General features: G+C 60.4%; 24 protein-coding genes and 1 pseudogene. 16 read left to right on the top strand and 9 right to left on the bottom strand.

From position 1 onward, the window contains the following. The 6 genes from AC1DNW_RS04690 to AC1DNW_RS04665 form a co-directional block, all read right to left on the bottom strand. Positions 1-1,164, bottom strand: coding sequence for a beta-barrel domain-containing protein (locus AC1DNW_RS04690; protein WP_477832218.1), 1,164 nt, complete (start codon positions 1,162-1,164; stop codon positions 1-3). A gap of 285 nt (positions 1,165-1,449) precedes the next feature. Then, positions 1,450-1,638, bottom strand: coding sequence for a hypothetical protein (locus AC1DNW_RS04685; RefSeq protein ID WP_113298651.1), 189 nt, complete (start codon positions 1,636-1,638; stop codon positions 1,450-1,452). Positions 1,639-1,648: 10 nt separating this feature from the next. Beyond that, positions 1,649-2,344, bottom strand: a complete 696-nt coding sequence (locus AC1DNW_RS04680) for a hypothetical protein (protein ID WP_477852105.1) — start codon at positions 2,342-2,344, stop codon at positions 1,649-1,651. A gap of 69 nt (positions 2,345-2,413) precedes the next feature. Continuing rightward, complete coding sequence (locus AC1DNW_RS04675; RefSeq protein WP_477852104.1) at positions 2,414-4,246, bottom strand: alpha/beta hydrolase family protein; 1,833 nt, start codon at positions 4,244-4,246, stop codon at positions 2,414-2,416. 113 nt (positions 4,247-4,359) lie between these two features. Continuing rightward, a complete protein-coding gene (locus AC1DNW_RS04670) occupies positions 4,360-4,599 on the bottom strand; it encodes a Blp family class II bacteriocin (protein ID WP_477852103.1) in 240 nt (79 codons plus the stop codon). Positions 4,600-4,991: 392 nt separating this feature from the next. Beyond that, complete coding sequence (locus AC1DNW_RS04665; RefSeq protein ID WP_477852102.1) at positions 4,992-5,456, bottom strand: Lrp/AsnC family transcriptional regulator; 465 nt, start codon at positions 5,454-5,456, stop codon at positions 4,992-4,994. 162 nt (positions 5,457-5,618) lie between these two features. Here AC1DNW_RS04665 and AC1DNW_RS04660 point away from each other — a divergent pair, with 162 nt between their 5' ends. The 5 genes from AC1DNW_RS04660 to AC1DNW_RS04640 all read left to right on the top strand — a co-directional run bounded on the left by AC1DNW_RS04660 (position 5,619) and on the right by AC1DNW_RS04640 (position 9,684). Beyond that, a complete protein-coding gene (locus tag AC1DNW_RS04660) occupies positions 5,619-6,398 on the top strand; it encodes an ABC transporter ATP-binding protein (protein ID WP_477852100.1) in 780 nt (259 codons plus the stop codon). A gap of 44 nt (positions 6,399-6,442) precedes the next feature. Beyond that, a complete protein-coding gene (locus tag AC1DNW_RS04655; RefSeq protein WP_477852099.1) occupies positions 6,443-7,216 on the top strand; it encodes a transporter substrate-binding domain-containing protein in 774 nt (257 codons plus the stop codon). Between the two features lie 12 nt (positions 7,217-7,228). After that, positions 7,229-7,954 carry an ABC transporter permease subunit gene (locus AC1DNW_RS04650; protein WP_113298657.1) on the top strand — a complete coding sequence of 242 codons (726 nt, stop codon included), beginning with the start codon at positions 7,229-7,231 and terminating at the stop codon, positions 7,952-7,954. Between the two features lie 12 nt (positions 7,955-7,966). After that, positions 7,967-8,656 carry an ABC transporter permease gene (locus AC1DNW_RS04645; RefSeq protein ID WP_477852097.1) on the top strand — a complete coding sequence of 230 codons (690 nt, stop codon included), beginning with the start codon at positions 7,967-7,969 and terminating at the stop codon, positions 8,654-8,656. Between the two features lie 119 nt (positions 8,657-8,775). Further along, the gene (locus AC1DNW_RS04640; RefSeq protein WP_113309060.1) at positions 8,776-9,684 is read left to right on the top strand and encodes a homocysteine S-methyltransferase family protein; all 909 of its coding nucleotides are present in this window, start codon (positions 8,776-8,778) and stop codon (positions 9,682-9,684) included. A 66-nt stretch (positions 9,685-9,750) separates the two neighbouring features. On the opposite strand, the gene AC1DNW_RS04635 is transcribed toward AC1DNW_RS04640, so the two are convergent. Next, complete coding sequence (locus AC1DNW_RS04635) at positions 9,751-10,533, bottom strand: SDR family NAD(P)-dependent oxidoreductase (protein ID WP_477852095.1); 783 nt, start codon at positions 10,531-10,533, stop codon at positions 9,751-9,753. Between the two features lie 448 nt (positions 10,534-10,981). On the opposite strand from AC1DNW_RS04635, the pseudogene AC1DNW_RS04630 reads away from it, so the two are divergent. Beyond that, positions 10,982-11,861 (top strand): annotated as a pseudogene (locus AC1DNW_RS04630) (hypothetical protein). Between the two features lie 98 nt (positions 11,862-11,959). Here AC1DNW_RS04630 and AC1DNW_RS04625 read toward each other — a convergent pair. Continuing rightward, positions 11,960-12,262 (bottom strand): hypothetical protein, encoded by a 303-nt coding sequence (locus tag AC1DNW_RS04625; RefSeq protein WP_113298661.1) that lies wholly within the window; start codon positions 12,260-12,262, stop codon positions 11,960-11,962. 214 nt (positions 12,263-12,476) lie between these two features. Here AC1DNW_RS04625 and AC1DNW_RS04620 point away from each other — a divergent pair, with 214 nt between their 5' ends. Continuing rightward, on the top strand, positions 12,477-13,451 hold the full coding sequence (locus tag AC1DNW_RS04620; protein WP_477852093.1) for a L,D-transpeptidase family protein: 975 nt from the start codon (positions 12,477-12,479) through the stop codon (positions 13,449-13,451). A gap of 363 nt (positions 13,452-13,814) precedes the next feature. On the opposite strand, the gene AC1DNW_RS04615 is transcribed toward AC1DNW_RS04620, so the two are convergent. After that, entirely contained in the window at positions 13,815-14,255 is a 441-nt protein-coding gene (locus tag AC1DNW_RS04615; protein WP_477852091.1) for a hypothetical protein, read from the bottom strand. 324 nt (positions 14,256-14,579) lie between these two features. On the opposite strand from AC1DNW_RS04615, the gene AC1DNW_RS04610 reads away from it, so the two are divergent. From AC1DNW_RS04610 to AC1DNW_RS04570, 9 genes are all read left to right on the top strand, one after another. Next, positions 14,580-16,115: a histidine kinase dimerization/phosphoacceptor domain -containing protein gene (locus AC1DNW_RS04610; RefSeq protein ID WP_113510229.1), complete on the top strand. Its 1,536-nt coding sequence runs from the start codon at positions 14,580-14,582 to the stop codon at positions 16,113-16,115. Between the two features lie 352 nt (positions 16,116-16,467). Beyond that, the gene (locus AC1DNW_RS04605; RefSeq protein ID WP_477852089.1) at positions 16,468-17,328 is read left to right on the top strand and encodes an alpha/beta fold hydrolase; all 861 of its coding nucleotides are present in this window, start codon (positions 16,468-16,470) and stop codon (positions 17,326-17,328) included. A 114-nt stretch (positions 17,329-17,442) separates the two neighbouring features. Then, positions 17,443-17,586 carry a hypothetical protein gene (locus AC1DNW_RS04600; protein ID WP_162748495.1) on the top strand — a complete coding sequence of 48 codons (144 nt, stop codon included), beginning with the start codon at positions 17,443-17,445 and terminating at the stop codon, positions 17,584-17,586. Between the two features lie 122 nt (positions 17,587-17,708). Then, positions 17,709-19,763, top strand: a complete 2,055-nt coding sequence (locus AC1DNW_RS04595; protein WP_477852087.1) for a response regulator — start codon at positions 17,709-17,711, stop codon at positions 19,761-19,763. Positions 19,764-20,630: 867 nt separating this feature from the next. Beyond that, the gene (locus tag AC1DNW_RS04590; RefSeq protein ID WP_477852086.1) at positions 20,631-21,506 is read left to right on the top strand and encodes an alpha/beta fold hydrolase; all 876 of its coding nucleotides are present in this window, start codon (positions 20,631-20,633) and stop codon (positions 21,504-21,506) included. Positions 21,507-21,960: 454 nt separating this feature from the next. After that, a complete protein-coding gene (locus AC1DNW_RS04585; RefSeq protein WP_113298668.1) occupies positions 21,961-23,346 on the top strand; it encodes an NADH:flavin oxidoreductase in 1,386 nt (461 codons plus the stop codon). 34 nt (positions 23,347-23,380) lie between these two features. After that, positions 23,381-24,907: a c-type cytochrome gene (locus tag AC1DNW_RS04580; protein ID WP_477852084.1), complete on the top strand. Its 1,527-nt coding sequence runs from the start codon at positions 23,381-23,383 to the stop codon at positions 24,905-24,907. Then, positions 24,904-25,335, top strand: coding sequence for a hypothetical protein (locus AC1DNW_RS04575; RefSeq protein ID WP_113298670.1), 432 nt, complete (start codon positions 24,904-24,906; stop codon positions 25,333-25,335). The genes AC1DNW_RS04580 and AC1DNW_RS04575 overlap by 4 nt, the downstream gene beginning before the upstream one ends. Continuing rightward, positions 25,332-26,807, top strand: a complete 1,476-nt coding sequence (locus tag AC1DNW_RS04570; RefSeq protein WP_477852082.1) for a c-type cytochrome — start codon at positions 25,332-25,334, stop codon at positions 26,805-26,807. Before AC1DNW_RS04575 ends, AC1DNW_RS04570 begins: the two co-directional genes overlap by 4 nt. The last annotated feature ends 14 nt before the right edge of the window (positions 26,808-26,821 follow it).

The following is a 26,821-nucleotide window of genomic DNA, read 5'->3' as shown; positions in this document are numbered from 1 at the left end:
CTAGCGCCGCTGCAGGGCGTAGAGTGGCTCGAACAGCCATTCCAGCAGAGATTGGCGAGCGGTCGCGATGCGGGCCGAAAGCGTCATGCCGGGAAACAGCGCCTGCGGCTTGCCGTAGGCCAGGATATCCTGCCGCTCGAGCTCGATCCTGACGAGATAATTGAGGCTGGCACTGTCAGCGCCGCTGCGCGAAACCGGGCTTTTCGACAGGCTGCTGACATGGCCTCCCACTGTGCCGAAACTCTGGTAGGGGAAGGCGTCGATGGCAAGCCGTACATCCTGCCCAACCTCGACGAAGCCGATGGCGGCATTGGGCACGTCCAGCTGCGCATGCAATACCGCCTGTTCCGGCACGATGCTCATCAGCGGCTGCTGCGGATTGACGGCCTCCCCGATCTTGGCCGTCAGCCCCGATATGGTGCCGGGCACGGCGGCGCGGATGATATAGGCGCGCGACTGCTCGTTGGTCGCCATGCCGCGGTTCACGTCTTCGCGCTGCGCCTCAAGCGACGCCGTCTTCTCATTGGCGCGCGCCTTCACCTGGTCGAGCATGCGCTGAGCGTCGGAGAGATCGGAACGGCGTTCGGACAGAGTGCTTTCGATGACCGACATCTGCTGGCGGCGCTCGGTCAGGGAGTCCTCGCGCAGCAGTACGTCGCGCTGCGCCACGATGCCCTTGCTGACGAGGCCGCGGATGCGCTCCACATCGGCCTCGATCGACTTGATGAGGTCCTGCTGCAGTTCGATCTGGCCGTCGAGCTTGGCAATCTGCGTCTCGAAGCCAGCGATCTGCGCGGAAAACTGCGCCGTCTGCGCTGCCTCGTCGTTCTTCACTTCCTGCAGCTGCTCGTCGATGCTGGCATTCTGGCGCTGCAGCATCTCAGCGACTTTTTTCGAGGCGGATTCGCCGCTGACGAGATAGTCCTCGGAACGCACTGCGATCAGTTCCTGACCCTCGTTCACAGGGTCGCCATCGGCCACCATCATTTGCATGATGACACCGGCGCGGGGTGGGATAACCACTGCAATTCCCTTGTCCGGCAGGATGACGCCGGTGGCCTGGACAATGCGCGAATAGCTTGCCGTCGAGAGGAAGATCACGACGGCCGCAAGCACAACAGCCATCAGATAGCCGGTTAGATGCCAGCCCATCGGTACGGCCATGGAGACCGTTCCCGCCAGCCGCTGGGATTGTCTTTCCAGAGCTTCTCGGCGAAACAGGTTCATCTCAGCGAGGCAGGATCTTTATGGTCGGGTGAGGGCGGAGCAGGATGGCCTGTATGGACATTCACTTGGATTTTCCTCCTCTGACGTCCTTAAGGGAGCTAGGTGAAAAGGAATTTTGGTCAACCTTGAGAGGAAAAATGAAGCTTCCGATGGAAGGAACACCCTTTGGATGATGAGAATGAGGCCGGTGACCGGCCCCATGATCTTGTTAAATTCGAAAGCTCAGGTTTGCCGGGTGAGAAGTTCGTACCCTGTGAAGGCAAAGGAGCATGCCAGAAACACGATGACGGCCAGCGGATAGTTTACCGCCGCTGCCGGATCGCTGAGCTTCGGCAATCCGATCACAGAGGCCGCCGCAATGACTGCGGAAAGACCGACTTCGCTGATGATGATGCGTAGGACTGGGCTCATGGCGACACCCTCAACCTTTACTGGTTTCGGTCCAAAGCGGCGCAAAGTCTTTTTGCTTCACCATGGAGCCGATCAAGTAGCAGATCGGCTCGCCTATCAGGCGGACGATCTTGCCGGAAAACGATCCTTTGCCGCGACGGCCTGCCTGGAATGCGATTTCCTCAGCACGGGCTTTTGCCAGTGGATACATGATCCGCTCTGCGAGTGGGCTGCGCCGCATGAGGCGCACATAGGGGATCGCCCAGTAATGATAGCCGCGAATGGTGGTTTCCGACAGGTTCTCGAAAGTGAACTCGAGATCCGTCCGCCAAAGATCGCGGTCTAGCTTTCCACGCCGATAGAAATGCGTGCAGATCACGCGGCCGCTCGAGTTGCCGCTCCCGGATAATCCGCCGTTGTAGACGCTGTTCCCGGCGCCTGCGGCAAATCCGAATCCGCTGGCTATCCCGGCCTTGCCGAGGCTGCCTGTTGTCGAAAAGGTAGCGCCGGCCGCAGCCGTGCCGCCGATCATGCCGCGATCGACGTGGCCGACCCAGGAGCCGGCGCCGTTGACAGCATCTATTTCAAAGTCTTCGAGGGGAAGGATGTAGTAGTCGTTCGAATTTGCGTTAACGCTCTGAACGTCAGCCATAGGTGCCTCCGAGGTGAACAGAAATCCGCCGTTTCTAGCGAACGAGAACAAGTTTAGAGCAATCACTGCGAGCATCAACCCTTCGTGACCAATGAAATCGACGCGCGCAGCGTGTGTAAATCGTCCTTGATGCGCAATTTTTTCCTATTTCCAATGCCTTGCCAGGGCTGTCCGCCAATCGAATTTTTTTGCCCTTCCCCCAATGCAACCGGCAAGAAAGAGCTCTATTGCACGGGCTCTGGCCAGTTTCGTCTGCCATTTCGCGTAGCCGTGTGCTTCGCCGGAGAAGTAGAGAGCGCTCACCGTGCGACCGGCTTTGCGGAGCGCCATTTCATAGCGCCTGGTCTGCTCGGCGCCGACGATCGGATCGGCTTCGCCTGCCGTCAGCAGGAAGGCGCCCTGGGCACGCTCGACCTGGTTGATCGGCGAAAATTCGTGGAGCGCGCGGGCATCCGCCTCGTTGACGGGCGTGCCGAAATATCGCTCCACCTGGTCGGTGAAAAGCGCCCAGGTGGCGGGGTTGTGTTCCATCTGGAAGGGCAGATCGACGACCGGATAATCGATGATGGCGGCGGCGAAAAGCCCAGGGTCGCGGCTCATGGAGAGCGCGGCGATCATGCCGCCGAAACTTTCGCCCTGGATGGCGATGCGGTCGGGCACGGCAATGTCCTTGTCGATCAGCCATCGTGCGGCATCGGCGAGGTCGTCCTGCATGGTGCGGCCGAACTGGCGGAATCCAAGCGCCTGGAAGCGCTTTCCGAAACCGGTCGAGCCGCGATAATTGACCGAGAGCACGGCATAGCCTCTGCTTGCCAGGAAGGCCTTGTCGCGGTGGTAGCCCCAGTTCTCATGCCGCGCCGGGCCGCCATGGGCGGTGATGACTGCTGGCAACGGTGTTGCGGCCTTTTCCGGCAATGTGAGAATGGCGCTCAACTGCTCGCCGTCGCGTGTGGCGATCTCAACAGGTGTGGTTGCCGTTGTGGGCAGCGCCCGTGGCTTGGGCCCGAGCGGCTGAGTGGCTTTCGCCGCGAGATCGAAGAGCATGGGCCGCGGTTGCTGCGCGTCGAAGGAGACGGAGGCGCCGATGATCCTGCCACTCTTCGACGCGCCGGTAATTTCAAAATCGGCATGCCGGCCAGCGCTGGACAGGAGTTCGGCGAAGGCTTCGCCGCGTTTGGAGATCGGTACGAGCCGTGGAAAGCCGTTGCGGATAACGATAAGGTCGGTCGGCTCTGCAGGGTTGAGACGGATCGCATCGAGGATATCGACAGCGTCGCTGCCGGCGATTGCGGTTTCCCGCCCGGTTGCGGGATCGATGTCGACGAGGGTGATCTTGTCGCGGCCGCGGTTCGACAGCGCCTCGTAGCGGAGGCCATGCGGATCGACATTCCAGATGATCAGCGTTTCCTCGGGTTTCAGTGCCGCAATCTCTTTCCAGCTGTCGTCGGCAAGCCTTGCGATATAGCGCCTGACGCCATCCTCGCCGCGCTCGACGCGCAGGCAGGGCAAAAGATCGGCATCGATCAGCCAGCTTTCCGTGCGCCCGGAATTTTCCTCGAGCAGTTGCCGTGCCGTGCCGTCGGCAAGCGTCGTGTAGAGATCGGTGAAGGCGGGGCTGCGGTCGTGCGAGATGACGGCCTGTCTTGCACCGGCGGCGGACGGCTCCGCGATGATCTGCCAGGTTTGGAAACCCTGCGGCGTGACGTCGATGCGTTCGTTCGGATGTCTGGGGTCCACCTCGAACAGCCGGTCCCCCTCCGTCAGCAACAGCCGGTTGGTGTAGCTGCGCCAGGAGAAATGCAGCAGGGGTCCGGAAAAGCTGGCAAAGGCCTTGGGCGGTTTTGCTGTAATCTCGCCGATGAAAACCGTCGGGTGTCCGCCCTTCGTGCCCCACCAGGCCAGCAGCGTTTCATCGAAGCTTGGTTCATATCCCCAGCTTGCCCCGGGATCGGCGTAAAAGCGGCTGGCTGAAATCAAACGATCACGCTTTCTGACGATGGAGCCAATCGGCCACTTGTGGGTGCGGACCGATCTCTGGTGGCTCCTCGCCTGACGGCGAAGAGCCCGAGTGATCTGAAAAAGGAACTGTCTCAGGCTGTTGCGAGCCTGTAGATGCCGTAGGCTCCGAGGCCTGCCGCTCCGACGGCAAGAGCGCCGACCCCGAAGGTCGATAGACCGACCCCGGCACCGATTGCCGCGGCATAACCCATCGCCCCGCCGCCGGCCAATGCGGCCGCGCCGTCGATATAGCTTCTGACGAAGCCAGTAACGGAAGCGCCGCCGGAAACATGATCGATTTCGCTGTGCGAAAGTTCTTTGATTCCCTTCACTTAACTCACCATTCGTTTGTTTCAGCAAGGTAGTCGAAAGCACAACTGCGCGTAGGAAAAGCTAGTGGCCGGTGGGGGAGAGTCAACCTTCAATGGTTGGTTTTGCCCCACCGCACCGCGGCGGGGGCGAGAGGAATTGCCCGGCAAGACGACTCCCGATCGTTTCCGTCCGGCGCGATATCGCAGTCCGGTCAAACGGCGGATAGGAAGACCATCATTGGTGGTCCGCTTGCGGATGTGCAGCCACGCCCGAGAGGTTAGCGGCGCGAAGCTGCTGATTGGACGATTGATCGGGTGAGAGATTGAGCCATCGTCCTGCCCGTTATCCGCAGCGTTGCAGATTGGCTGGATGCGTAATCATCGAGCTTGCTGGTGAGACCACTGCTTGCCCGTTATTCCAGCGGGACGAACAGGCCGAGCTTGACGTCCCGCAGCACGACATTCGTGTGCATGCGGCGGATCTGTGGGTTTTCCGCCATGATCAGCGCCGCGATGTCGTCATAATGCTCGACGTCGCGGGCGGTGACGATCGCGATCAAATCGACCGCGCCTGTGACGTAATAGACCTGCTGTATATGATCCTGCTTTTCCGCCCAGTGGCGGAACTTCGCCAAAGCGTCGTAATTGTCCCGCTCGATTTCCATCCCGACGATGAACACCATCGATGTCCCCGTCGCCTTGCGGTCGACGACGGCCACCTCCGCCTTGATCACCCCGTCCTCGCGCAGCCGCTTCAACCGCCTTTGCACGGCCGAGACAGACAGTCCAACCCGTTCGGCGATCGTTTCGGCTTTCAGCTGGCAGTCGCGCTGAACGATATCGAGAATGTCACGGTCAAAGCGATCCAGTTGTTCCATTGTCCAGTCCAATTGTTGCTGCGGCACTTCACGTATTCTGCCGTATTTGCCGCACGGGGAAGATTATTTTGCACAAAATATGCAGAATGGATGAAAATTGCGCGAAAAAGCCGCGTTATTTTATCATTATCCTTCGCAAATTCAGTTCAACCGGAACCATGCATGTCGGATCAACCCTTTCCTGCTCTTCGTGTCGAAGATCTCCATAAAAGCTTCGGCGCGCAACAGGTTCTCAAGGGCATTTCGACTGAGGCCCACAAGTCCGATGTGATTTCGATCATCGGTTCGTCGGGCTCCGGCAAGAGCACCTTCCTCAGATGCATCAATTTCCTGGAAATGCCGGATCGCGGCCGGATTGCGGTCAACGGCGAGGAGATTTCGCTGAAGATCGGTAGGGGCGGACGGCTGCAGCCGCGCAACTGGCGGCAGATCGAGCGGCTGCGAACCGGGCTGGGGATGGTCTTCCAGAGTTTCAATCTCTGGGCTCATCGGACGGTGCTGGAAAACGTCATCGAGGCGCCGGTGCACGTGATGGGCATTTCGCGGCGCGAGGCTGTCGAAAAGGCCGAGGCCCTGCTCGATAAGGTCGGGCTTTTCGATAAACGCGACGCCTATCCCGCTTTCTTATCCGGTGGTCAGCAACAGCGCGCGGCGATTGCAAGAGCGCTCTGCGTGGACCCTGACGTCATGCTGTTTGACGAGCCGACATCGGCGCTTGATCCGGAGCTGGTCGGCGAGGTTCTCAAGGTCATCCGTGATCTCGCGGAAGAAGGCCGGACCATGCTGATCGTCACGCATGAAATGCGCTTCGCCCGGGATGTGTCGAGCCGTGTTCTCTTCCTGCATCAGGGACGGATAGAGGAGGAAGGCCCGCCTGAGCAAGTATTCGGGGCGCCGGTGAGCGCCCGTTGCCGGGAATTTACCGGTCTCAGCGCCCACTGATGCGCGAACTCTCATCGATAACACAAACCAGGAGAATCCTGCGAATGAAGCTGATCCCCACTCTTGTCGCCGGCGTTGCACTTGCGCTTTCCGCCGTCGCCGCGCAGGCCGAAGTCCGCTTCGGCGTCATGAACGAATCCTATCCGCCCTTCTTCGCCAAGGATGCCTCCGGCCAATGGCAGGGATGGGAGATCGACCTCATGAATGCTGTCTGCGAAGAGTTGAAGGAGAAATGCTCGATCGTCGACATTTCCTGGGATGGCCTCATTCCGGCTCTGCAGAGCAAGAAGTTCGACGTGATCTGGTCGTCGATGTCGAACACCGCGGAACGCTCGAAGGTGATCGACTTCACCGACAAGTACTATAACACGCCGAGCACCCTGATCGGTCCCAAGGACCAGAAGCCGGGCGCCACCGCCGAGGACGTGAAGGGCAAGACCATCGGCATCCAGGTGTCGACGATCCAGTCGGAATATTACAAGAAGTATTTCGCCGGGGCCGCGGAGGAGAAGACCTACCAGACGCTCGACGAGGCTTTTCAGGACCTCGCTTCTGGCCGTATCGACTATGTTTTCGGCGATTCACTGGCGCTTGACGCTTTCCTGAAAAGCGATGGCGGCAAGGATTGCTGCGCCAAGATGGGTGACGTCGCCGACGACAGGGAAATTCTCGGAGCTGGCGTTTCGGGCGGCCTGCGCAAGGAAGACACGGAGCTGAAAGCCAAGCTGAACGCGGCGATATCGGCAGTCCGGACCAGCGGCCAGTATGACGCCATTACCAAGAAATACTTCGATTTCGACATCTACGGCGCAAAGTAAGCAGTCCTGATAATGGCGACCGCGCAACAAGGTATTCTGGACCTGCTGTCTCCCTATCCTCCGGGATGGGGCGGCGTTCTCTTGGCAGGTGCGGTCTCCACGGTCGCCATCTCGGCCTGCGCCTTCGCGATCGGCCTGCTGCTTGGCATGGGCGGCGCGCTTGGAAAGCTTTCGGGCAACCGCGTGCTCCGCTTGCTGCTCGATTTCTATACCACCGTGATCCGCGCTGTTCCGGAGCTGATCCTGATCGTCGGGCTTTACTATGCCGGCACCGATGGCCTCAACCGGCTCCTGGCCGCGTTGGATCTGCCGCCCGTCAATGTGAACGGCTTCGTCGCGGCCGTCGCGGTGCTGGGCTTCGTGCAGGGCGCCTATATGACGGAGGTGCTGCGCGGCGCGATCCTCGCCATTCCCATTGGCCAGATCGAGGCCGCCAAGGCCTTCGGCATGGGGCCGGTGCTGCGGTTCCGCCGGGTCCTGCTGCCGGCGCTCTTGCCGAACGCCCTGCCGGGTCTTGCCAATCTGTGGATGTCGGTCACCAAGGACAGCGCGCTGGTTGCGGTCGTCGGCTATCAGGAACTGGCGCTCGCCACCCGCCTTGCCGGGGCAAGCACCAAGCACTACTTCGTCTTTTTCCTCGCTTCGGCCCTTCTCTACCTCGCCATCACGCTCGTTTCCAACGTCGTCGTCAAACTGATCGAAGGACGGGTACGGCGGGGGCAGCCGCGCCTTGCCTGAGGAACGCGTCTCATGAATTTCACCTGGATCTCTTCCTATTGGCCACTGCTTCTGACGGGCGCCTGGCAGACGGTTTGCCTGCTGGTGATTTCCGTCATATTCGGCTTCGTCATCGCCATCGGCCTCGCCTTCGCGCAGGTCAGCGGCGGCAGGCTGACACGGCTGCTCGCCCGCGGCTACTGCACCTTCTTCCGAGGCACGCCGCTGCTGATACAGCTGTGGCTTCTCTACTATGGGGTGGGATCGCTGCTTCCCATGATCCCCGGCATCCGCCAGAGCCTGTTCTGGCCGGTCTTGCGCGAGGGCTTCTTCTTCGCCGCCGTCAGTTTCACGCTGAACTATGCCGCCTATGAGGCCGAGGTGTTGCGCGGCGCGCTGCTTGCCGTTCCCAAGGGGGAGCTCGAAGCCGGCCGGGCCTTCGGCCTGTCGCCCTGGAAGCTGACCCGGCGCATCTGGCTGCCGCGCGCCATTCGCATCGCCCTGCCGACGATTGCGGGAGAGATCGTCATGCAGCTCAAAGCGACGCCGCTCGCCTTCACAGTGACGGTGATGGACCTCTATGCCGTGGCAAACAAGGTCCGGCAGGACACCCTGCTCGTCTACGAACCGCTGCTGGTAGTCACCCTCTTCTATCTCGCCCTGACCGCAATAATCGCCCGCGTTTTTCGAGGTCTCGAAGCGCAGGTGCCGGTTCGCCGCTAGGCCGACGGAATAGTATCGGCCATGAACGACTGCGCGCACGAACCACGCACACCCAGCCCAATTTATTTTGAAAAGCCCGCAGCCGGTGACGGCGCGACAGCCTGAATGGAGAACCCTTTATGAGCACGACCCGAATTCTCGATGGCGGTATGAGCCGCGAGCTGCTGCGACTGGGCGCGGAATTGAAACAGCCGGAATGGTCGGCACTGGCGCTGATCAACGCGCCGGATATCGTGCGTGAGGTCCATAAGGAATTCATCGCCGCAGGCTCGCAGATCATTACGACGAACAGCTATGCGCTCGTGCCCTTCCATATCGGTGAGGACCGGTTCCAGAGAGAGGGCGCGGCATTGATCCGCCTCGCCGGTCGCCTGGCGCGCGAGGCGGCCGATACCGTCGCGGATCGGAAGGTGCTGGTCGCCGGTTCGCTGCCGCCGATCTTCGGTTCCTATGAGCCGCAGAATTTTCAGCCTTCGCGCGTGCAGGATTATCTCAAAGTGCTCGTCGAAAACCTCAATCCTTTCGTCGATGTATGGCTCGGCGAGACGCTAAGCCTGATCGCCGAGGGCGAGGCCGTCCGCAAGGCGGTGGCGGCAACAGGCAAACCGTTCTGGATCGCATTCACATTGGCGGATGATGAGGCAGACATCGAAAGTGGCGAGCGGAAGCTTCGCTCCGGCGAAAGCGTCGAGGACGCAGCATCCTGGGCAGTGTCATCGGGTGCCGAAGCCTTCCTGTTCAATTGCAGCAAGCCCGAGGTCATGCAGGCGGCCGTAGAGACGGCGGCGCGCGTGTTCCGGAAGGCGGACGTTCACCTCGAAATCGGCGTCTACGCCAATGCCTTCGAGGGGGAGCAGGGCGACGCAGCCGCCAATGAAGGCCTGCACGACACCCGCAACGATCTGAATGACGATGCCTATTCGCGTTATGCCTGTTCCTGGGCCGAAGCGGGTGCGACAATAATCGGCGGCTGCTGCGGCATCGGCGCTGCTCATATTCATCGCTTGAGGAAGACGTTTTTGGACTGAGGCATCTGCCGACGATATTCGTATTTGCTGGGCAAGGAGCGCGAAGGAGGGATCTGCGGCAAACCGTCAGCGGCCGGAGATCGGGAATATGTTGACCCCCGTCAGTTCCGCCAGTTTGTCCATCAACATGTCCTGATAGGCGAGGTCGGTGACCTGTCGCGCTGGCTGGCGTCGCTGGCGGTGATGCCAGTATCCGCCAGTGACCTGCGCCTCCTTATCCTGGCTAGTTGCGAGCCAAGTCTGCGTTTCATGCCCCATCTCCAGACTGTCCGGCGCTCCGGCCCCGCCCATTTTCGTCGGCACCCAGCCTGGATCGACGGCATTGCTGAGCACATCAGGCCAATGTCGCGCGACTGCCGCGGCGAGTGCCGCCACGTGAAGCTTGCTTTCGGAATAGGCCCGGCTTGCGTTCCAGGTGCGGGCTGTCCAGTCGATATCCTCAAGGGTGCCGTCGCTATTCTGGTGCATGCCGCTCGTCAGGTACACAAGGCGAGCAGGTCGATCGATCAAGGCGGTCAGCAGATAGGGTGCCAGGGTGTTGACGGCCAGGATTCCAGCGTGACCTTCCGGCGTATTCCCGCGGCCTCTCTCTGCGTAGATACCGGCGTTGTGAATTACGGCGTCCATAGGCCCGATCCGGTTGACCTGATCTGCTATGGATCTGGTCTCGGCATCGCTGGCAAGGTCGCCGATAGCGACGGAGACAGACTTGCCCATGAGATCGCCGACGGTTCGAGCGCGTTCCTCTGATCGCGCGTGCAGGACGACCTCATGGCCATTTTCGATAAGGACGCGGGCTGCAGCTAACCCAAGGCCATCTGTTGATCCTGTGATGAAGATTCGGCTCATGGTTCACCTTTCGATTGGGTTCGCTGATCTTGGTCGTCGCAGAGATGTGTCGCCCGCCGCACCCATCGATATCGCTTCATATGTGCAAAGAACAATCCCGACTCGCGAGCAGGCCAATGTTCTCGCAAGGCTGACGACACCCCTGGATTGCCATCGGACAGGTCGCCTCGTGACGCATCTCGTCTCTGCTGGAACGAAGAACTGACGGCCGGTTAGAACCGAGCCCGGCGACGCCCGAACCATTTGGCTACTGGACTGTTTCATCCTTGGAGCACAAACGTCAACCGACGGTTTGCCTCTTCCGGCCTCGACGGACGTCAGCACCCGACGAGAGCCGCAAAACTGATTTCTACCGCCCGTCAGGGGCCTCAGGGGAGGCACGACCATGCTTGTGCGATGGCAAACCTTGCCCGACGGCGCGAAAACGCCGGCGATGAAAGGATCGGCCATGAACAATAGCGACGACGCCCCGCCAGATGTGGCCGCGACAGATCCCGGCGAAGCGGTGGCCTTTCCGTTCGACAGGATGACGGTCCAGCGATTTCGGGAAACATTCCCCCGCGCACGATGGAGCGAGGAGAAAAATGCCTGGCTCGTTCCCGGAACCACAGCCCGACGCCGCATTGATCGCTGGCTTGCGCGCGAGGCCTCCCGAAGAGACCTCTTTGCCGACGAAAGAGGACGCGACGCCTATGCGTTCGAACCGATCCTCAGCCCCTATCTGAAGGTTGGCGATACGGGTTTCCACATCCGCACGCCCTATTCCCGTACAGTGGTGAGCGAACTTCGGCAGATCCCTTTTGCCCGCTGGGATGGAGAGCGCCATATCTGGATAGTGCCTTTCGGCTCATACGACGATCTGCAGCATCGCTGGCAGAGGATCGAGGAAGCCGCCAGGCGCAACGAGCCTGATGAACGGCGAAGGCGCGCTGCGGAGCGAAAAGGCACCGAGCAAGACCGTGCAGCCCGTCGTCGTTCGGCCGAACGACGACGTCGTCGTCTCCCTCTGCCTGCCCGACCTGCCGCCATCTCAGCGTCCCATCGCAACCTCGTTCTATGGGATCGTGGTGATCGTTGACGTGACTGGTGAACTGGTTGCGCCTGACATTGCAGACGAATTCTACCCGGAAGCGGCTCACGATCGGGTCTGGGCCGCGTGGCGCGTCGCTACTCTGGAAGAACTCGTGCATGCATGGCCGGCGAGATCCGTACCAGGTGACTACGAGAGGCATCGCGGCTGGTGGCAGCCGACAATCCATGAACTGCGCGATGCGCGCAAGACGGCCCGATCACGCGAGCGGCGGGCAGCGAGACAGGAGAGGACATAAACCGTTTGAGCATGATGTGGGCCGGGACCCGCGGAAAGCGGCGGGTCGCGCGTACCCGAAAAGCCCGGCAGCATCGCCGGGCTTCGAATTTTCGCTTGTTACGGATTGCCACTCGCTGGCGGTGCCGCGGGGGCGGGGGCTCCGTTGTTTGCAGCCGGCGCAGACGGTGCTGCCGGGGCGACAGGGGCTGGAGCAGGCTGCAGCTCGCCCTGAGTGGTTGCGGCTGTCGTCTGCGGATCAGTCGTCGGGGCCATGTAGTTGTAGTAGGCGAATCCTGCGATGGCCACGACTGCGATCACGAGGATAAGGCCCCATGATGAGCGGCGCCGGTGGATTGGCGTCGTTCGCAGGTCGGGATTGCGGCCGGGGCCGCCGAGGGGGTCGTTCGGTGTGAATGCCATGGTGTTTTCCTCCATTAGCCTGCAGAGAAAAGCATCTTAGCGGCCCTTTTGTTCCAAAACGCGTGAAAGTCGCGCGCAGGAACGGTCCGAACCGCCGGACCCGAAGGCCTACGGAGGACGAAATCTCCGGCGGCGACAGGCCGCTCGCCTCAATCAGGGAACCCGCGGACGCATTGCCGTGGAACCTATTTCGTGCGCGGCAAGTTCATCGGTCATGAAAACGCTCGTGTTTCTATCGATGGTCGCAATCCTTGGTATCGGCAATGCCGAGGCGGCGGAAATTTCGCCTAATGCCATCAATGCCGCATCACTTTCCGCCGTAGCGCAGGGTCGGTCGTCCGCGCCGGTAACCGATCCGGATCCCGCGATTGTGCGCCTTCAGGTGCTTCTCGACCGTGCCGGTGCATCGCCGGGCGTGATCGACGGGGTTTACGGAGAAAACGTGATCAAGGCTCTGGCCGGTTTCGAGACCATGATCGGACTGCCATCCGATGGGAAAATCGACCCCGCGGTCATCGGTCAGCTGGAAGCCGGTGGGCCGATCATCGGACGCTATACGGTTACGGTCGAGGACGCTCAGGGTCTGGTAGACCATATTCCCGAAGACTATGGCGAGAAGGCCGAAATGGCCAGCATGGGCTATACGAGCGTCGCCGAAAAACTCGCCGAGCGATTTCATATGGATGTCGATCTTTTGAACGCGCTCAATCGCGGCTCCGATTTTGCAACCGGCGCAACGATTTACGTGGCGATGCCGGGTGCTCGACGAGAGGCAAGGATTGATCATATCGAGGCCGACAAGAAACGAGGACAGTTGGCCGCGTATGGCGAGGACGGAGTGCTACTCGCCATCTATCCGGCGACCGTCGGCAGCGACGACAATCCGTCACCAAAAGGGACGCACAAGGTCAAGGGCGTGGCCAGGATGCCTGTCTACCGCTATGATCCGAAGGTCAATTTCAAGCAGGGCAGGAATACCAAAGTCCTGACGATACCCAAGGGGCCGAACGGGCCGGTCGGAAGCGTGTGGATTGATCTCACCGAACCGACTTACGGCATCCATGGCACACCCGATCCCGAACTCATTGGCAAGGTTGGATCGCACGGCTGCGTGCGCTTGACGAATTGGGATGCCGAGGAGCTCGCGGGAATGGTCAAGCCGGGTGTCATTGTCAAATTCATCGACTGACGCGACATCCCCATGGCTGAATTTGCAAAAACCCAGCTGGTCTCGAACAGGATGACCGAGCCGCCTTCTTGTACGATCACAGGATGTGCCTGGCGTTTTGGGACGCCGCGGTCATGTTGATGGGCGAAAACGTTGGGGACTTCGTCGGGCGATCTTCAGCGCGTCCGTTGAAGCGCCTAGACGCGATTGTCAGCGCGCGGCCAGTGGTCTCTGGCAGATACTCGGATGAACCGGTCGAGCGTCGCCCGCAATTCAGGGAGCGTCGTCAATGCGACCGCAATGAGCGGGGATCGCGGACGTGTGGTTCCGGACTGAAGTCTGAGCTTTTGCCGCACTTTTGGATCGTGCCATCTCCGTTCGCGGTTAGTTGAGCGACCGCGAGACGGCCCGCAGATAGGTTTCGGCGAGCTGGACCCGTTCCTCGGCGACCCTCAACAGTGTTTGCTCAAGCCGACGGGCATGAACCTTGGACATTGTCGGCTCGGAGCGCCAGCGCGGTGAACCGGGCGTAACTCTGATCCGTGGGCCGAGGCCCGGCCGGTACTGTGCGAGAGTAATGCCTGCCTTGATGAGGAGGCTTCTGATATCCGGACACCGTTCGGCAGCGATCACGACACAAAACGCCGACACCAGGAGCGATTTTGGAGCAGGTAGTTCGATCTCGTCAATCACGTCGTGACAGACGTCGTTCGCCTTTACGAAGACGAGGAATTCATCGATGAATTGCTGTGCCCTCTCAAGGGCGTCACGCCCAAGATTCCCCCCTGAAACGAGCTCATAATCGCTTTCGATGATCAGACGCATTGCGATCTCCTTTGCGCAAGTAACGCGGCAGCGGTTTCTTGGTTCGGGAGCGGGCGGAAAAAGCCCACGAGGCGTTCTTTAGTCAGTTACGAAACCTATCGAAGGCACCATCATTGTTCGCCTGACCAGCCAATCCAACACGGAAGGAAGCACTGTCCTGGCAGGATCTGCAGACAGGCGCCTATTCATTCCGATGCCGCGGTTCCTGCTGTGTGCCGCTCTAAACCGGGTAGCGGAGGAGGATGGTACGGGCGGCTGCAACCTATCCTTGACTCCGATAGCCTGCTATCCGACAGTGCTGCCTGTTAGATCCATGGGGATTCAATGGGCCTCACGAAAGGCTTCACGATTGTCGGCAGGGCTGCAATTGCCGCCATCGTTTCAATGTTCCTTGCGCTCTCGCTTGTCTTGGGCTTCTGGCTGCATTCGAGCTACATGTCCGCCGTCAGGCGTGGGGAAGATCAGGTTACTGCCACCGCCAAGATCGTCGCCGCCAACGCGATCTGGATCAATTCGCTGGCGCGCCAGACCCTTCACCGCATGGACGATGCCTTCGGAACGGTGGAGACCTTGCCGGACGAGGAGCGCGTTCGAAGGTTCAACGCCGCGACGGCCGAATTGCCGACCACGGCAACCGCCTATGTGGTCGCTGCGGACGGGACCCTTCTTTATTCGACGGACCGGGAAAGCAGCCCCGCCGACATCGTCGACCAGACCTATTTCCGCCGCCTGGCCAATGGTGCAGAGGACCATACGTCGGCGATGACTGTCATGCGCAACACGGATCGCCACGTCTTCCTCTCGGCGGCGCGCATCGAGCGCAACGACAAGTTCGAAGCTGTCGCGATCCTGGCCTTTGATGTCGGGATGCTGCGATCGATCTGGGACGCTGCGTCGCTTGGGCCGGGCTCGACGGTGAGTTTCCTCAGGCGAGACGGCAAGCTGATCGCAAGGTATCCCGAGCCGAAAGAAGTCGTCGATCTCGGCAACTACATCCTGTTTACCGACTATATGCGCAAGGCAACATCGGACTCTTATGTGTCCGTGTCCCCCGTCGACGGGGTCGAAAGGTTGGTGGCATATCGCATCGTCGAGCGGACGCCCTTCGTCGCCATTGCATCGGCCGACACAGCGGCAATCCTCAAGCCCTTCTGGACCGATGTTTCGATTGCCGCGCTGATCGTTCTTCTGGCACTTTGTGCGGCAGTGGTCGGCGGATTGAAGATCCTGAGCCTCGCGCATGCGGACGCGCACCACACCGCAGAGCTTGCCGAGGCGCTTCGGACCAACCAGGTGCTGATGCGGGAAATACATCACCGGGTGAAAAACAATCTGCAGACCGTGATGGCGCTTATCAGGCTGCAGGGCTTGCGGCCGGAGACCGTCCAGAGGGTGAACGAGCGGATCGTCGCCATGTCGGCGGTGCACGAACAGATGTACGGCTTCGATCAGTTCAGCAGCGTCACTGCGCGGCAGTTCGTGCCAAACCTGGTTCGCACGTTGGTCGGGCTGCATGATCGCGAAATCCAGCTGACCTTCGAGATCGACGATATCAGGATCGATGCAGACAAGGCCACGCCATTTGCATTGCTGCTGAACGAGCTTCTGACAAACAGCATGAAATACGCCTTTGACGGTCGTGACGACGGACATATCCGCATCAGGCTGCTTGATCGCCCCGACGGCAAGGTCCTGCTTGAAGTGGCGGACGATGGCGTTGGATATGAGCCGGTTGCAGCGAAAACCGGCATGGGAAGCAGGTTGATCAAATCCTTCGTCAGCCAGATGGATGGGACCTACACCACTGAGCAGGCTCAGGGCACCGTCTTCACTGCACTATTGTCGATTGCCGTACGATGATGCGGGCGGTCTGGGACCAAAAGCCACGAGCGCCGGACATCCGGAGCGGCAAAATGCAGGACGGTCCGGTGCTACACGTCCTTTGACCTTCTGGCCAAAGTCGGAAGAAGGGCGCTTTCTGACAGTGCTTCCGTTGACAGCCGGAACTCGGCCGCGATCCGTGAGTTGATCTTCGGACAGAACAGAGGCGCGCGGATGCACGATCCTGATCACATCCTGAGTGAGGGTCGGCGTAGGCTTGCCGCACTTCGCGATGAACTCTCCCGTTCGCGACGATACATCGTGTCCGTTGTCAGGAATGAACCGTCAAACGACTGGCCGGCAGAAGACATGCGAACATGCGGGAACGTCGATGTTTGAAGGTTTCGAGCTTCAATATGTCGAGATTGCCGAAGGGTCGATCTGTATGCGCATCGGCGGCAGTGGACCACCGGTGCTTCTCCTGCACGGACACCCCAGAACGCACATGACATGGGGGAAGGTGGCCGACCTTCTGTCGCCATCCTTTACGGTCATCTGTCCGGATCTGCCGGGCTTTGGGCGATCCTATATTCCCGCCGACACCCACGACAGCCGCTATTCGTCGAAGCGGGCCAAGGCTGCTGCGCTCGTCGTCATGATGAAGAGACTCGGCTTTCACACGTTTGCCGTGGTTGGCCATGATCGCGGCAGCCTGAGTGCCTTTCGCATGGCGATGGATCATGCAGACCACGTCGAAAGACTGTTGATCATTGACGGGCTCCCCGTGCTCGAGCATCTGGAGCGGGCGAACTGGGAATTTTCCCGTGATTGGTATCATTGGTTTTTCTTTGCCCAGCCCGAAAAGCCCGAACGCGCAATCTCGGCCGATCCGCTCGCCTGGTACGACACGTTGCGCCCGGACGCGATGGGACGGCAAGCCTATGATGATGTCCTCGAGGCAATCTCCAAACCGCTCGTCGTCCATGGCATGATCGAAGATTACCGCGCCGGTATCCGCATCGACCATATCCACGACCGGCAAGACCGCGACGCCGGTCGCAGGATCGCCTGCCCGATGCTGTGTCTGTGGTCGCTGCGCGACGACCTTGAGCAGATCTACGGTGATCCGCGGGCGATCTGGAAGACGTGGGCAGATGACGTGCGCGGTTTCGGCATCGACAGCGGTCATCACGTAGCAGAAGAAAATCCGTCAGCGCTGGCGCAGGCGATTTCGGCCTTCCTGGGGCAATAAATGTGAAGCAGGAGCGCCCCGCGAAACAGACGCGCGCTGGGTTTGTTTTTCTCCCGGAAGGATGGGAAACAATGTCTCCAACACCCTACGGGGCGATCGAGAGGCAAACCGCCTGTGATGCCAAGGAATGTCGAGGCTCAAGCTGAGGCCCTCCTCGTCCGGTTGGGCAACAAGCGAGGCATCTCGCATATCAGCCAGAAGAAACCGATCGAGGCCACCTACCTGCCGATGCGAGACACCCATCTGGAGGTCGAGTAGCGATACCGGCTATGCTTTCGCCGCTTATCCGGGGGAAAGGTCAGTCTCATTCCAACTTGGCATTGCAAGTTTCCTACCCTGGATTATTTGATAGGGTTCGAAAGAACACACCGGAGTGTCCGTTGAACAAAACCCGGCCAGCGCTCCTTCTCATTACGGCATCGCTCATTCCGGTCATCATACTGGCGGCGTTGATGGGAAGGTTCTTCATCAAAGAGCAGCAAGCCTCTCTCGACGACGATATTCGTGGTCGGGCAGCGACGCTGGCCGCCACGCTTCAACGTGAACTCAAGAGCCAGGTCCAACTGCTCTCGATCGTCGCCGATTCCCCCCGCCTCGACCCTCCGATTCCGCGCGCCGCATTTGCCGAGACTGCGCGGCGCCTGCGCGATCGGGTGCCTGAATGGGAGCAGATCCGGATCTCGAACGAGAAGGGCGAAGTGGTTCTGTCGTTTCCGCCGCTCGATCCGTCAGCCGACACGCGCGTTGTGGATATGGAAAGCCACGACGCCCTGGTTCGCACGGGTGCCGCAGTGGTCGGCAATATCGCCATCGGGCCGAAAGGCCAGGCTGCCTTTGCGCTGAGAGCTCCGATCCAGAGGAACGATCGTTTGAGGGCCGTTCTGTCGGTGGTGATCCGGCCGACGATCGTGACCAAACTGCTTTATGCCAACGGACTTCCAGGGTCCTGGTCGGCCTGGATCGTCGATGGACAGGACCGTCTGGTGGCGTCGACCGGCGCTCCCGCACTCGCCGGTAATCCTGCCACCGAATTCGCAAGCTTTTCCGGCCAGGACTTCGGCGCGGCGACTCTCCACGACGGGATGGAGCTTCGGGTCGCCGAGGTCGCGCTCGCTGACACGCCCTGGCGGGTAAGAGTTGGCCTGCCGGTCGCCGATTATGAGCGGCTGGCGCGCAACGCCACCATGCTGCTTGCCGCGGCGAGCTGTTTCACGCTCCTGCTGTCGGGCTCGGCTGTATTTCTCTTTTATAGGGAGGTGCGCGCCAGAAGCCGGGAGTGGGAAAGCGTGGCCAATTGGCAGCGGATGGATGCGCTGGGAAAGCTGACGGGGCAGGCGGCCCACGATTTCAACAATCTGCTGATGGTTTTCCAGTCCGGGGTGGAGGGCATCAAGAGACGGCGAAACGACGAACAGCGCGTGACGCAGCTTCTGGCGCATATGAGCGATGGCGTGGCTCGGGGAAAGGCGATCACGCAAAGGCTGCTGTCGTTTTCGAGACGTTCCAACCAAGGCGCCTCCCAGGTCGAGCTCGACGGCAGGCTTGCCGAACTGTCTCCGCTGCTGCGCCAAGCCGTCAACGACACGATCCTGATGGAGATCAGGGTGCCGGAAGATACCTGGCCGGTTCACGTCGATCCTGCTGGGCTTGAAATTGCTCTGATCAACGTCCTGACGAATGCACGCGAGGCCATGACGGGAGGTGGAAAGGTGACCATTTCCGCCCGCAATGTGCTCGACGGCGCCACGGAGGATGCCGGGCTGAAAGGACCATTCGTCGCGCTGACGATTTCCGACACCGGGACGGGTGTCGCCCCGGAAAATCTCGCACGGGTGTTCGAGCCGTTCTTTTCTACCAAGAAGAATGGCGGCCCAGGCCTTGGGCTGACGCAGGTCCACAGTTTTGCCAGCGGCAGCGGCGGTGCAGTCAAGGTCGCAAGCCTTTCAGGCCACGGCACCGCCTTTACCTTGCTTCTGCCGCGATCAAACGAGCCGCGGGCGGTGCGTGCGGATTCAGCCCCTTCGGCAAACCTTCCCCGTACGATCATGATCGTCGACGACACGCCGGCATCCCTGGAATCCGTGCGAATGGCGCTCGACGAAATCGTACCGACGATCTTCGTAGCAGCAGGCGGCCCCGAGGCGATCGAGATCCTGGACCGTCATCCTGAAATCGAGGCGGTCGTCAGCGACATCATGATGCCGGGCATGTCGGGGATCGAGCTTGCCGAGGAGATCCGCCGCAAAAACGCGTCTCTGCCCGTCGTGCTGATGACCGGCTATAGCGACAGGCTGGAGGCCGGTACGGAAGTCGGACGGCCAGTCGTCCCCAAGCCTTTCAAGATCGAGGATCTGGCCGCCTGCCTCGAGAAGGCGAAAACTTCGGTGACCCAATCGGCAAACGTCGTGCGTCTGGAAATTCCGACGAAGGGCTGATCAGCGTCTATCTCCGTGCGGGTTCGATGCCGTCTTCACCAGGCTCAGCACGCGCTCGTGGCTGTTTCCCGTTCCCGTGCCGCCGGCGATCACGGCCCCCTACGGTTGTGGTGAGAAGATGTGACAACATGTGAGCAAAATCCCTGAATTGTGGCAAGTGTTCGCCAATTTCGATGAACATATGCTCATGGCGGCTACACAGAGCCGCTTAATAGGAAAACTACCATGTCTATGCTTCGTAAGATCGCCGCAACGGGCCTGATCTCTCTGACCCTTGCAGTTGGCTCCATCGCAACAGTAACGCCCGCACTTGCTCATGGCGGGGGAGGAGGTCACGGAGGGGGAAGTCATGGGGAAGGGGGGCACATGGGAGGATTTGGTATGGGCCATTTCGACAGGGAGGGAAACCGCGGTGCGTTTTTTGCCCACGACCGCTTCGATGGACGGTTCAGGGACCGCAGTCCTATCTTCCTGGGTAGCAACGATGACTATGATCGCTGCTATTGGCAATGGAACGATGAGCGCTCCGGGCATCCAGTCAGAACCGAGGCATGTTACTAGTCGATGCGAAACATAAGGTCGTTCTGACGAGACGGTGACTGGCACGAACCAAAACCAGCAGTCGACCGAACGTGACCTTCTGGTTCAAACGCCGCCGCAGCTTTCTTCGTGCAACGCTGCGGCACCGGCGATCGCTGGAGTTTAGGCCAAGGTAACGTCTGGAATGTGAGCGAAGCTTCGATGGCTTGAAGAGCTCGATGTCCTTCACAAATCAGCGACGTTGCGTCCACAACTCCCCAAACTCAATCCATTTGCCTGGCGCGGTTCGAATACGACCGTGCTTTCAAGCGATATAAGGCCCAATCAATGTCAACGCGAAATACCCTCAGCTCCGGACATCATGTCGTCGATATCGACGGAATTCAGCAAAGCTTTCATGTCGCGGGTCAAGGGCCGGTTATAGTAGTTCACCCCGGCGGCCCGGGCATCCACTGGCAATATCTCCGCATGGGTTTTTTGGAGCGTCATTTTACCATGCTGTATCTTGAACCAATCGGTACAGGTGGTTCAGGCCGGCTTGCTGAGCACCCCCATGGCTATACCGTCGAACGCTTCGCGAAACAGCTCGGCAGCTTCCTCGAAACACTCGACCTGTCCGAAGTCGTTCTTCTCGGTCATTCCCACGGAGGATTCGTCATCCAGCAACATACGATCGAGCACCCGGATCGCGTATCGGCAATGATCTTGTACTCGTCGTCGGCTGTGACGGGGAGTGACTTCATGACGGCGGCTGCAAACGGGGTCCAGAGCTTTGCCGATCGCTATCAGGCGGAGGGGCCTGCAGTACTGCGAGCCTGGCAGTCGGTTCCGAACATGTCGAGCGACGACGACTATACCAAGATCATGCGCGACCTGCTTCCCGCTTACTTTGCCGACGGTGTTCGTGAGAAGCTTGATCTTGAAGCACTGCGCTCACGGATAAAGGCGACACTTCTCATAGGTAACAACGAGCCGTTTGATGTTCGATCGAAACTTCAGAGCCTTTCCGTGCCGGCGCTTGTTCTCGTCGGAGATCACGATTTCATATGCGGTCCGAAATGGGGGGAGAACCTGCATGACAGCTGTTCGAATTCGGAGTTGGTACATTTCGCCCAAAGCGGCCATTTCGCGCACCTGGAACAGCCGGAAGAGTTTTTAGGCGCGGTGCTTGCATTTCTCGATACTCATAAGCTGATCCCGTGATGACGTCGTAATCTACCGCTCAGCGAGGTCATCGCCCCTGCGCAACATTGCAGCGCCGGTCGAGGCCACGGCTGCCGATCCTCTTTTGTCGGCAAGGCAGCCGGCAAAGGAAGCTGCAAGACACCACCGCGCTGACGAGATCGATCAATCCAACGGGAGTGGCTTCAAGTGGTAGGGCTCTTGGCCGAGGAGCAGTGCCAGATTGGACCAGAAAATGCGAGAAACGCTGTGAAAATTGCTGCTTGGATACACACCGCGTGACATTGAATGTTCAGCGATACGGGAAATTTGCAATCACAAGTACCTAGTTCCATTCCAAGCACAAATCCAGTTGCAAACTACATAGGATTGAAATACCGTCGCTCACACCTGATACTTATACAGTCAGCAGTGCATTTCGGTTTCTTCTCCTTTTCTCTCGTTGCCACGGCACGTTACTTTGGATGAGCCCCGCATGCAGCCGGACAGTCAGTATACACATGCCGATAACGCGGCGGTTATCTTCAACGAACTGACGTTCCGTTCCCTGCGCGTCAAAAATCGTCTGTTTCGATCGAATATTTCCGGCCAGTTCGACGACTATAATGGTCACGGCGGGAATGCCCGATTGAACTGGGAGGAGAAGTTCGCGCGCGGCGGGATCGGCTGCATCATTTCCTCCTTTACGCCGGTGTCGGTGCGCGGCCGCATCCTCGTGCGTTACGCAATGATCGACGACGACGACAAGATTCCCTTCTGGCGGGAAGTCGGCCACCGCGTCCACGGCCATGACTGTCGGTTCATCATGCAGCTCAGCCATTCCGGCCGCCAGCAGGACATGGGCGGCGTCGAGAACCTGTTCAACAAGGGCCTGAGTTCGACCGATAAGAGTGACTACTTCCACGGCCTGCTAGCCCAGGCGATGACGAAGCCCGAAATCGCAGAAGTGGTGGAGCAGTTCGCGCAAGGGGCGCGCCGCGCCCGTGAGGCGGGGCTCGACGGTGTCGAGCTTCACGGCGCCAACGGCTATCTGCTCACACAGTTCCTGAGTTCCGGCATCAACGATCGGACGGACGAATATGGCGGCGGCTGGGAGGGCAGGGCGCGCTTCGTGCTCGAGATCGTCAGGGCGATCCGACGCGAGGTCGGCCAGGACTTCCATCTGCAGATGAAGATCAACGGCGTCGACCACAATGACTGGCTCTACCCTTGGATCAAGAAGGGCAACACGCTCGACGAGACCGTGAAGATCTGCACGATGCTGCTCGACGGCGGCAAGGGCGTCGACTCCTTCCACATTTCGAGTGGCTCGACTTTTCCGCACCCGCGCAATCCGGCCGGCGACCTGCCGCTGAACGATCTTCACCGCTGGTACGACGGCATGCTCTCGCAGGGCACGCGGGCGCCGATGAACTATGCGATCTTTTCCAATCCGATCCTGGGGCGTGCCTTCCAGGCGCTGTGGCGCTGGCGCAGGGGCAAGGTCATCGAAGGCATCAATCTCGATTATGCGCGCTCGGTTTCCGAAGCGATCAGCAAGATCGATCCCGATATCAAGGTGCTCTGTACGGGTGGCTTCCAGCACGCCGACAGGATCGCCGAGGCCATCCGCTCGAAAGCTTGCGACGGCGTCACCATGGCCCGTCCGCTGATCGCCAACAACGACCTGCCGAAGATCCTCGCCGGTGACAACGGCCCCGAGAAGGAATGCACCTACTGCAACAAGTGTCTGCTCAACGATCTCGAAAACCCGCTCGGCTGCTACGACCTCAGCCGCTTTGACGGGACGAACTTCGAGGATCGCTACGGCAAGATGATCAAGCAGGTCATGTCGGTCTTCGAGCCGCCGACCTTCCATTGAGACGCGCCATCGCCCGCGCATTCGGAGTGGACTCATGAGCAGCGACAACGACCGCAAAACGCCCGTCGAGATCGCAGTCGCCCGGCGTCGGCGCTGGTGGTTGGCGATCGTCGTGCTGCTGTTGCTTGCGGTCGTCTACTACCTGGTTTTCGTCAATCAGTATGTCGTCGCCTTCCGCGACCAGGCCGACCATTTCATGCATGGCTCGATCGGCAGCGAGACGGCGACAGGACCACCCTACTGGGTCTTCAAGGCATTGCCGGTCATGTATGCCGACAAGCTCGGGCCGGAGGGCTGGGGCCGCTTCGGCTTCCTCTACGAAAAGCCCGGCGACGACCTTCCGATCGGGGTATCGCGCCGCGTGGTCTCAGGCATCGAGCGGGTCTGGCTTAACTGTTCCGTCTGCCATGTCGGCACCTATCATCTGGCCGGCGATCCGGTTCGCCACCTCATTCCCGGCGCGCCATCCAATAATTTGCGCCTGCAGGAATTCATTCGCTTCTTCATCGATGTCGGCCGTGATCCCGGCTTTACCGCGGACGCGCTGATTGCGACGATCGACGACCCCAAGGTCGGCGGTGATCTCAATATTTTCGAGCGGCTGGTCTATCGCCACGTGGTCTTCCCCAGGGTCAAGAATGCGTTCCTCGATCTCGGCACCCAGCTTGATTTCGTCAAGCGCCAGGAGGATTGGGGGCCGGGCCGCGTGGACACGTTCAACCCCTACAAGGCACTGCAGTTCAACTTTCCGATGGACGAGGCCCATATCAGCGGCGCGGCGCTGAACGGCTCTTCCGACTATCCCGCCATCTGGCGCCAGCGCCCGCGCGAAGGCATGAACCTCCATTGGGACGGAAACAATGACTCCGTGGCCGAACGAAACCTGAGCGCCGCACTTGGCGCCGGTGTGACGCCCGTGACGGTCGACCGGGCATCGATTGCGCGCATCGAGGACTGGATGTGGGATCTGCCTTCGCCGCCGTTTCCCGTCGTAGCCGGCATCGATCAGGCGAAGGCGGGAGAGGGCAAGACCCTGTTCCTGCATTATTGCGCCGATTGCCACGGCTTCAGGGATGCGAAGGACTACAGCTATGACAGGCAGAGCTTCACGCGACTTGGCAAGACGGTTCCGCTCGCCGATATCGGCACCGACGCGGGGCGCTGGACCTCCTATACCGAAAATTTCGCCGCCGAGCAGAATCTGCTCTATGCAGGCTATCCCTGGCGCTTCAGCCGCTTCCACAAGACGGACGGTTATGCCAACCACCCGCTTGACGGCATCTGGGCGCGCTCGCCCTATCTGCACAACGGCTCGGTGCCGACCTTGCGCGATTTGCTCGAGCCGAGCGCCAGGCGGCCGTCCGTCTGGTTGCGCGGCAGCGACGAGTTCGATCTCGCCAGGGTGGGCTATCGTTCGGATCAGTCGGCGGGCGGCGATCTCTTTCGCTATGACACGACGCGGCCCGGCAATGGCAATGCCGGCCACGAAGGATATCGCTACGGCACGGAGCTGCCGGATGCGGCAAAAGACGCCCTCGTCGAGTATATGAAGACGCTATGATCCAGTCGCGATCGCTCAGCAAATGGAAGGCACGGCATGCGGTCCTCGTCTGGATCGGCATCCTTTTGAACTTCGCCTTCGTCCTGCCGCTCATCTTCTGTCCGGAATGGATCCTCGGCGTCTTCGGCATCACCGTCAACCAGCTGATCTGGCCGCGATTTGCAGGGCTGCTGCTCGGAATCCTGTCGATCTTCTACATTCCGGCGACGCTCGATATCGACCGCTACCGCGTTTTCGCCTGGCTCGCGGTCTTCCCCTCCCGCACGCTCGGCACTGTTTTCTTCTTTCTCGCCGTCTTCGCCTTCGGCCAGCCGATCGGCTATCTCGCCGGCGTCTTCCTCGACGGGTCGATCGGCATTGCGACGCTCTTCTGTCTCCTGCGCATCCTGAAGCTTGAGCAGAACATCGCCGAAGGGAGACAGGCATGAGGCGTGCCTTCTGGAAATGGCTTTTCGCCGTTCTGATCCTGCTCGTCGTCGGCGCCTTCGCGCTGTTTTTCCTGCTCTTCCGGCCCGTCGCCCAGCCGAGGACGAATGATCTCGCAGAAGTCTTCAATCACGGTTCGATCGGCAACGAAGAAGCGCAGGGAATTCCCTACTGGATCTGGCGGGTCCTGCCGCAGCTCTTTCCCGAACATCTGCCGGCCAGCGCGGACGGCTACGGCGCCTTCGGCCTCTACTGGCGCGCTGGCGATGAGGTTCCGGTCGGCCTGTCGGTGAAAACGCTCGGCGTCATAGAGCGCGTCGCTCCGAACTGCGCCTTCTGTCACCAAGGCAGCTACCGGCTCCATGCCGACCAGCCGGCACGGCTGGTCGAGGCGGGTCCAGGGACCAGGGTCAACCCGCAGGCCTATATCCGCTTCCTGATCGCTGTCGGCGCCGATCCGCGCTTCACCGCCGACCGGGTGATGGCGGAGATCGGCAGGATCTACGACATGCCGGTCTGGGAGCGGGCGCTCTACCGGTTCGTTCTGATCCCCGCGACCCGGTCGGCCCTTCAGGAACAGGGGCGGAGCTTCGCCTGGATGAAGGATAGGCCGGACTGGGGTCCCGGCCGGATCGATCCCTTCAACCCGGTCAAGTTCCAGAACCTCCGGCTTGCCGACGACGGCACGATCGGCAATTCCGACATGATGCCCCTGTGGTCGCTTGCCGATGTCGCCGCCACCAATACGCGCCGCTTTTCACTCCACTGGGACGGATTGCAGACCGATCTCTACGAGACGGTGGTCTCCGGCGCGATCGGCGACGGAATGACCTATAAATCCTACGGGGGGGCCGAAGAGGGTCTGCGCCGCATCACGGATTTCATCCGCCTGCAGGGTCCGCCACCGTCACCGTTTTCTCCCCTCAAGCCGGCAGGCGACCCCTATCATGTCGATGCGGCGGCGGTCGACGCAGGCCGTGCGATCTATACCGCGCAATGCGCCGTCTGCCACGATGCCAAGGGCGCCCGCTACCGGACGCCGATCTCGATCGTCGAGCTCGGTACGGACCGCCATCGCCTGGACATGTGGACCCCCGCAGCCCGCGACCGCTATGCGGCCTATGAACCGCGTTATGCTTGGGGTTTTGCCAATTTCCAGAAGACCGACGGTTATGTCGCCACAGGTCTTAGCGGCCTGTGGCTGCGCGGTCCCTACCTGCATAACGGCAGCGTTCCGACGTTGCATGCCCTGCTTCTTCCGCCTGCCGAGCGGCCGAAGCAGTTCTATCGCGGCTACGATCTGGTGGATGCCGAGAATGGCGGCTTCCTGAGTGCAGCAGGTACGCCGGGGGAACGGCACGGCACACTCTACGATACGAACCTTAAGGGCAACGGGAATGGCGGTCATCTCTGGGGCACGGATTTGCCTTCGGAGGCGAAGGAGCAGCTGCTTTCCTATCTGAAGACACTTTGACCATCAGGAGGGGT

This window comes from Rhizobium sp. 05L429 (genome assembly GCF_056397645.1).
This window is presented reverse-complemented; position numbering and strand designations above follow the sequence as displayed.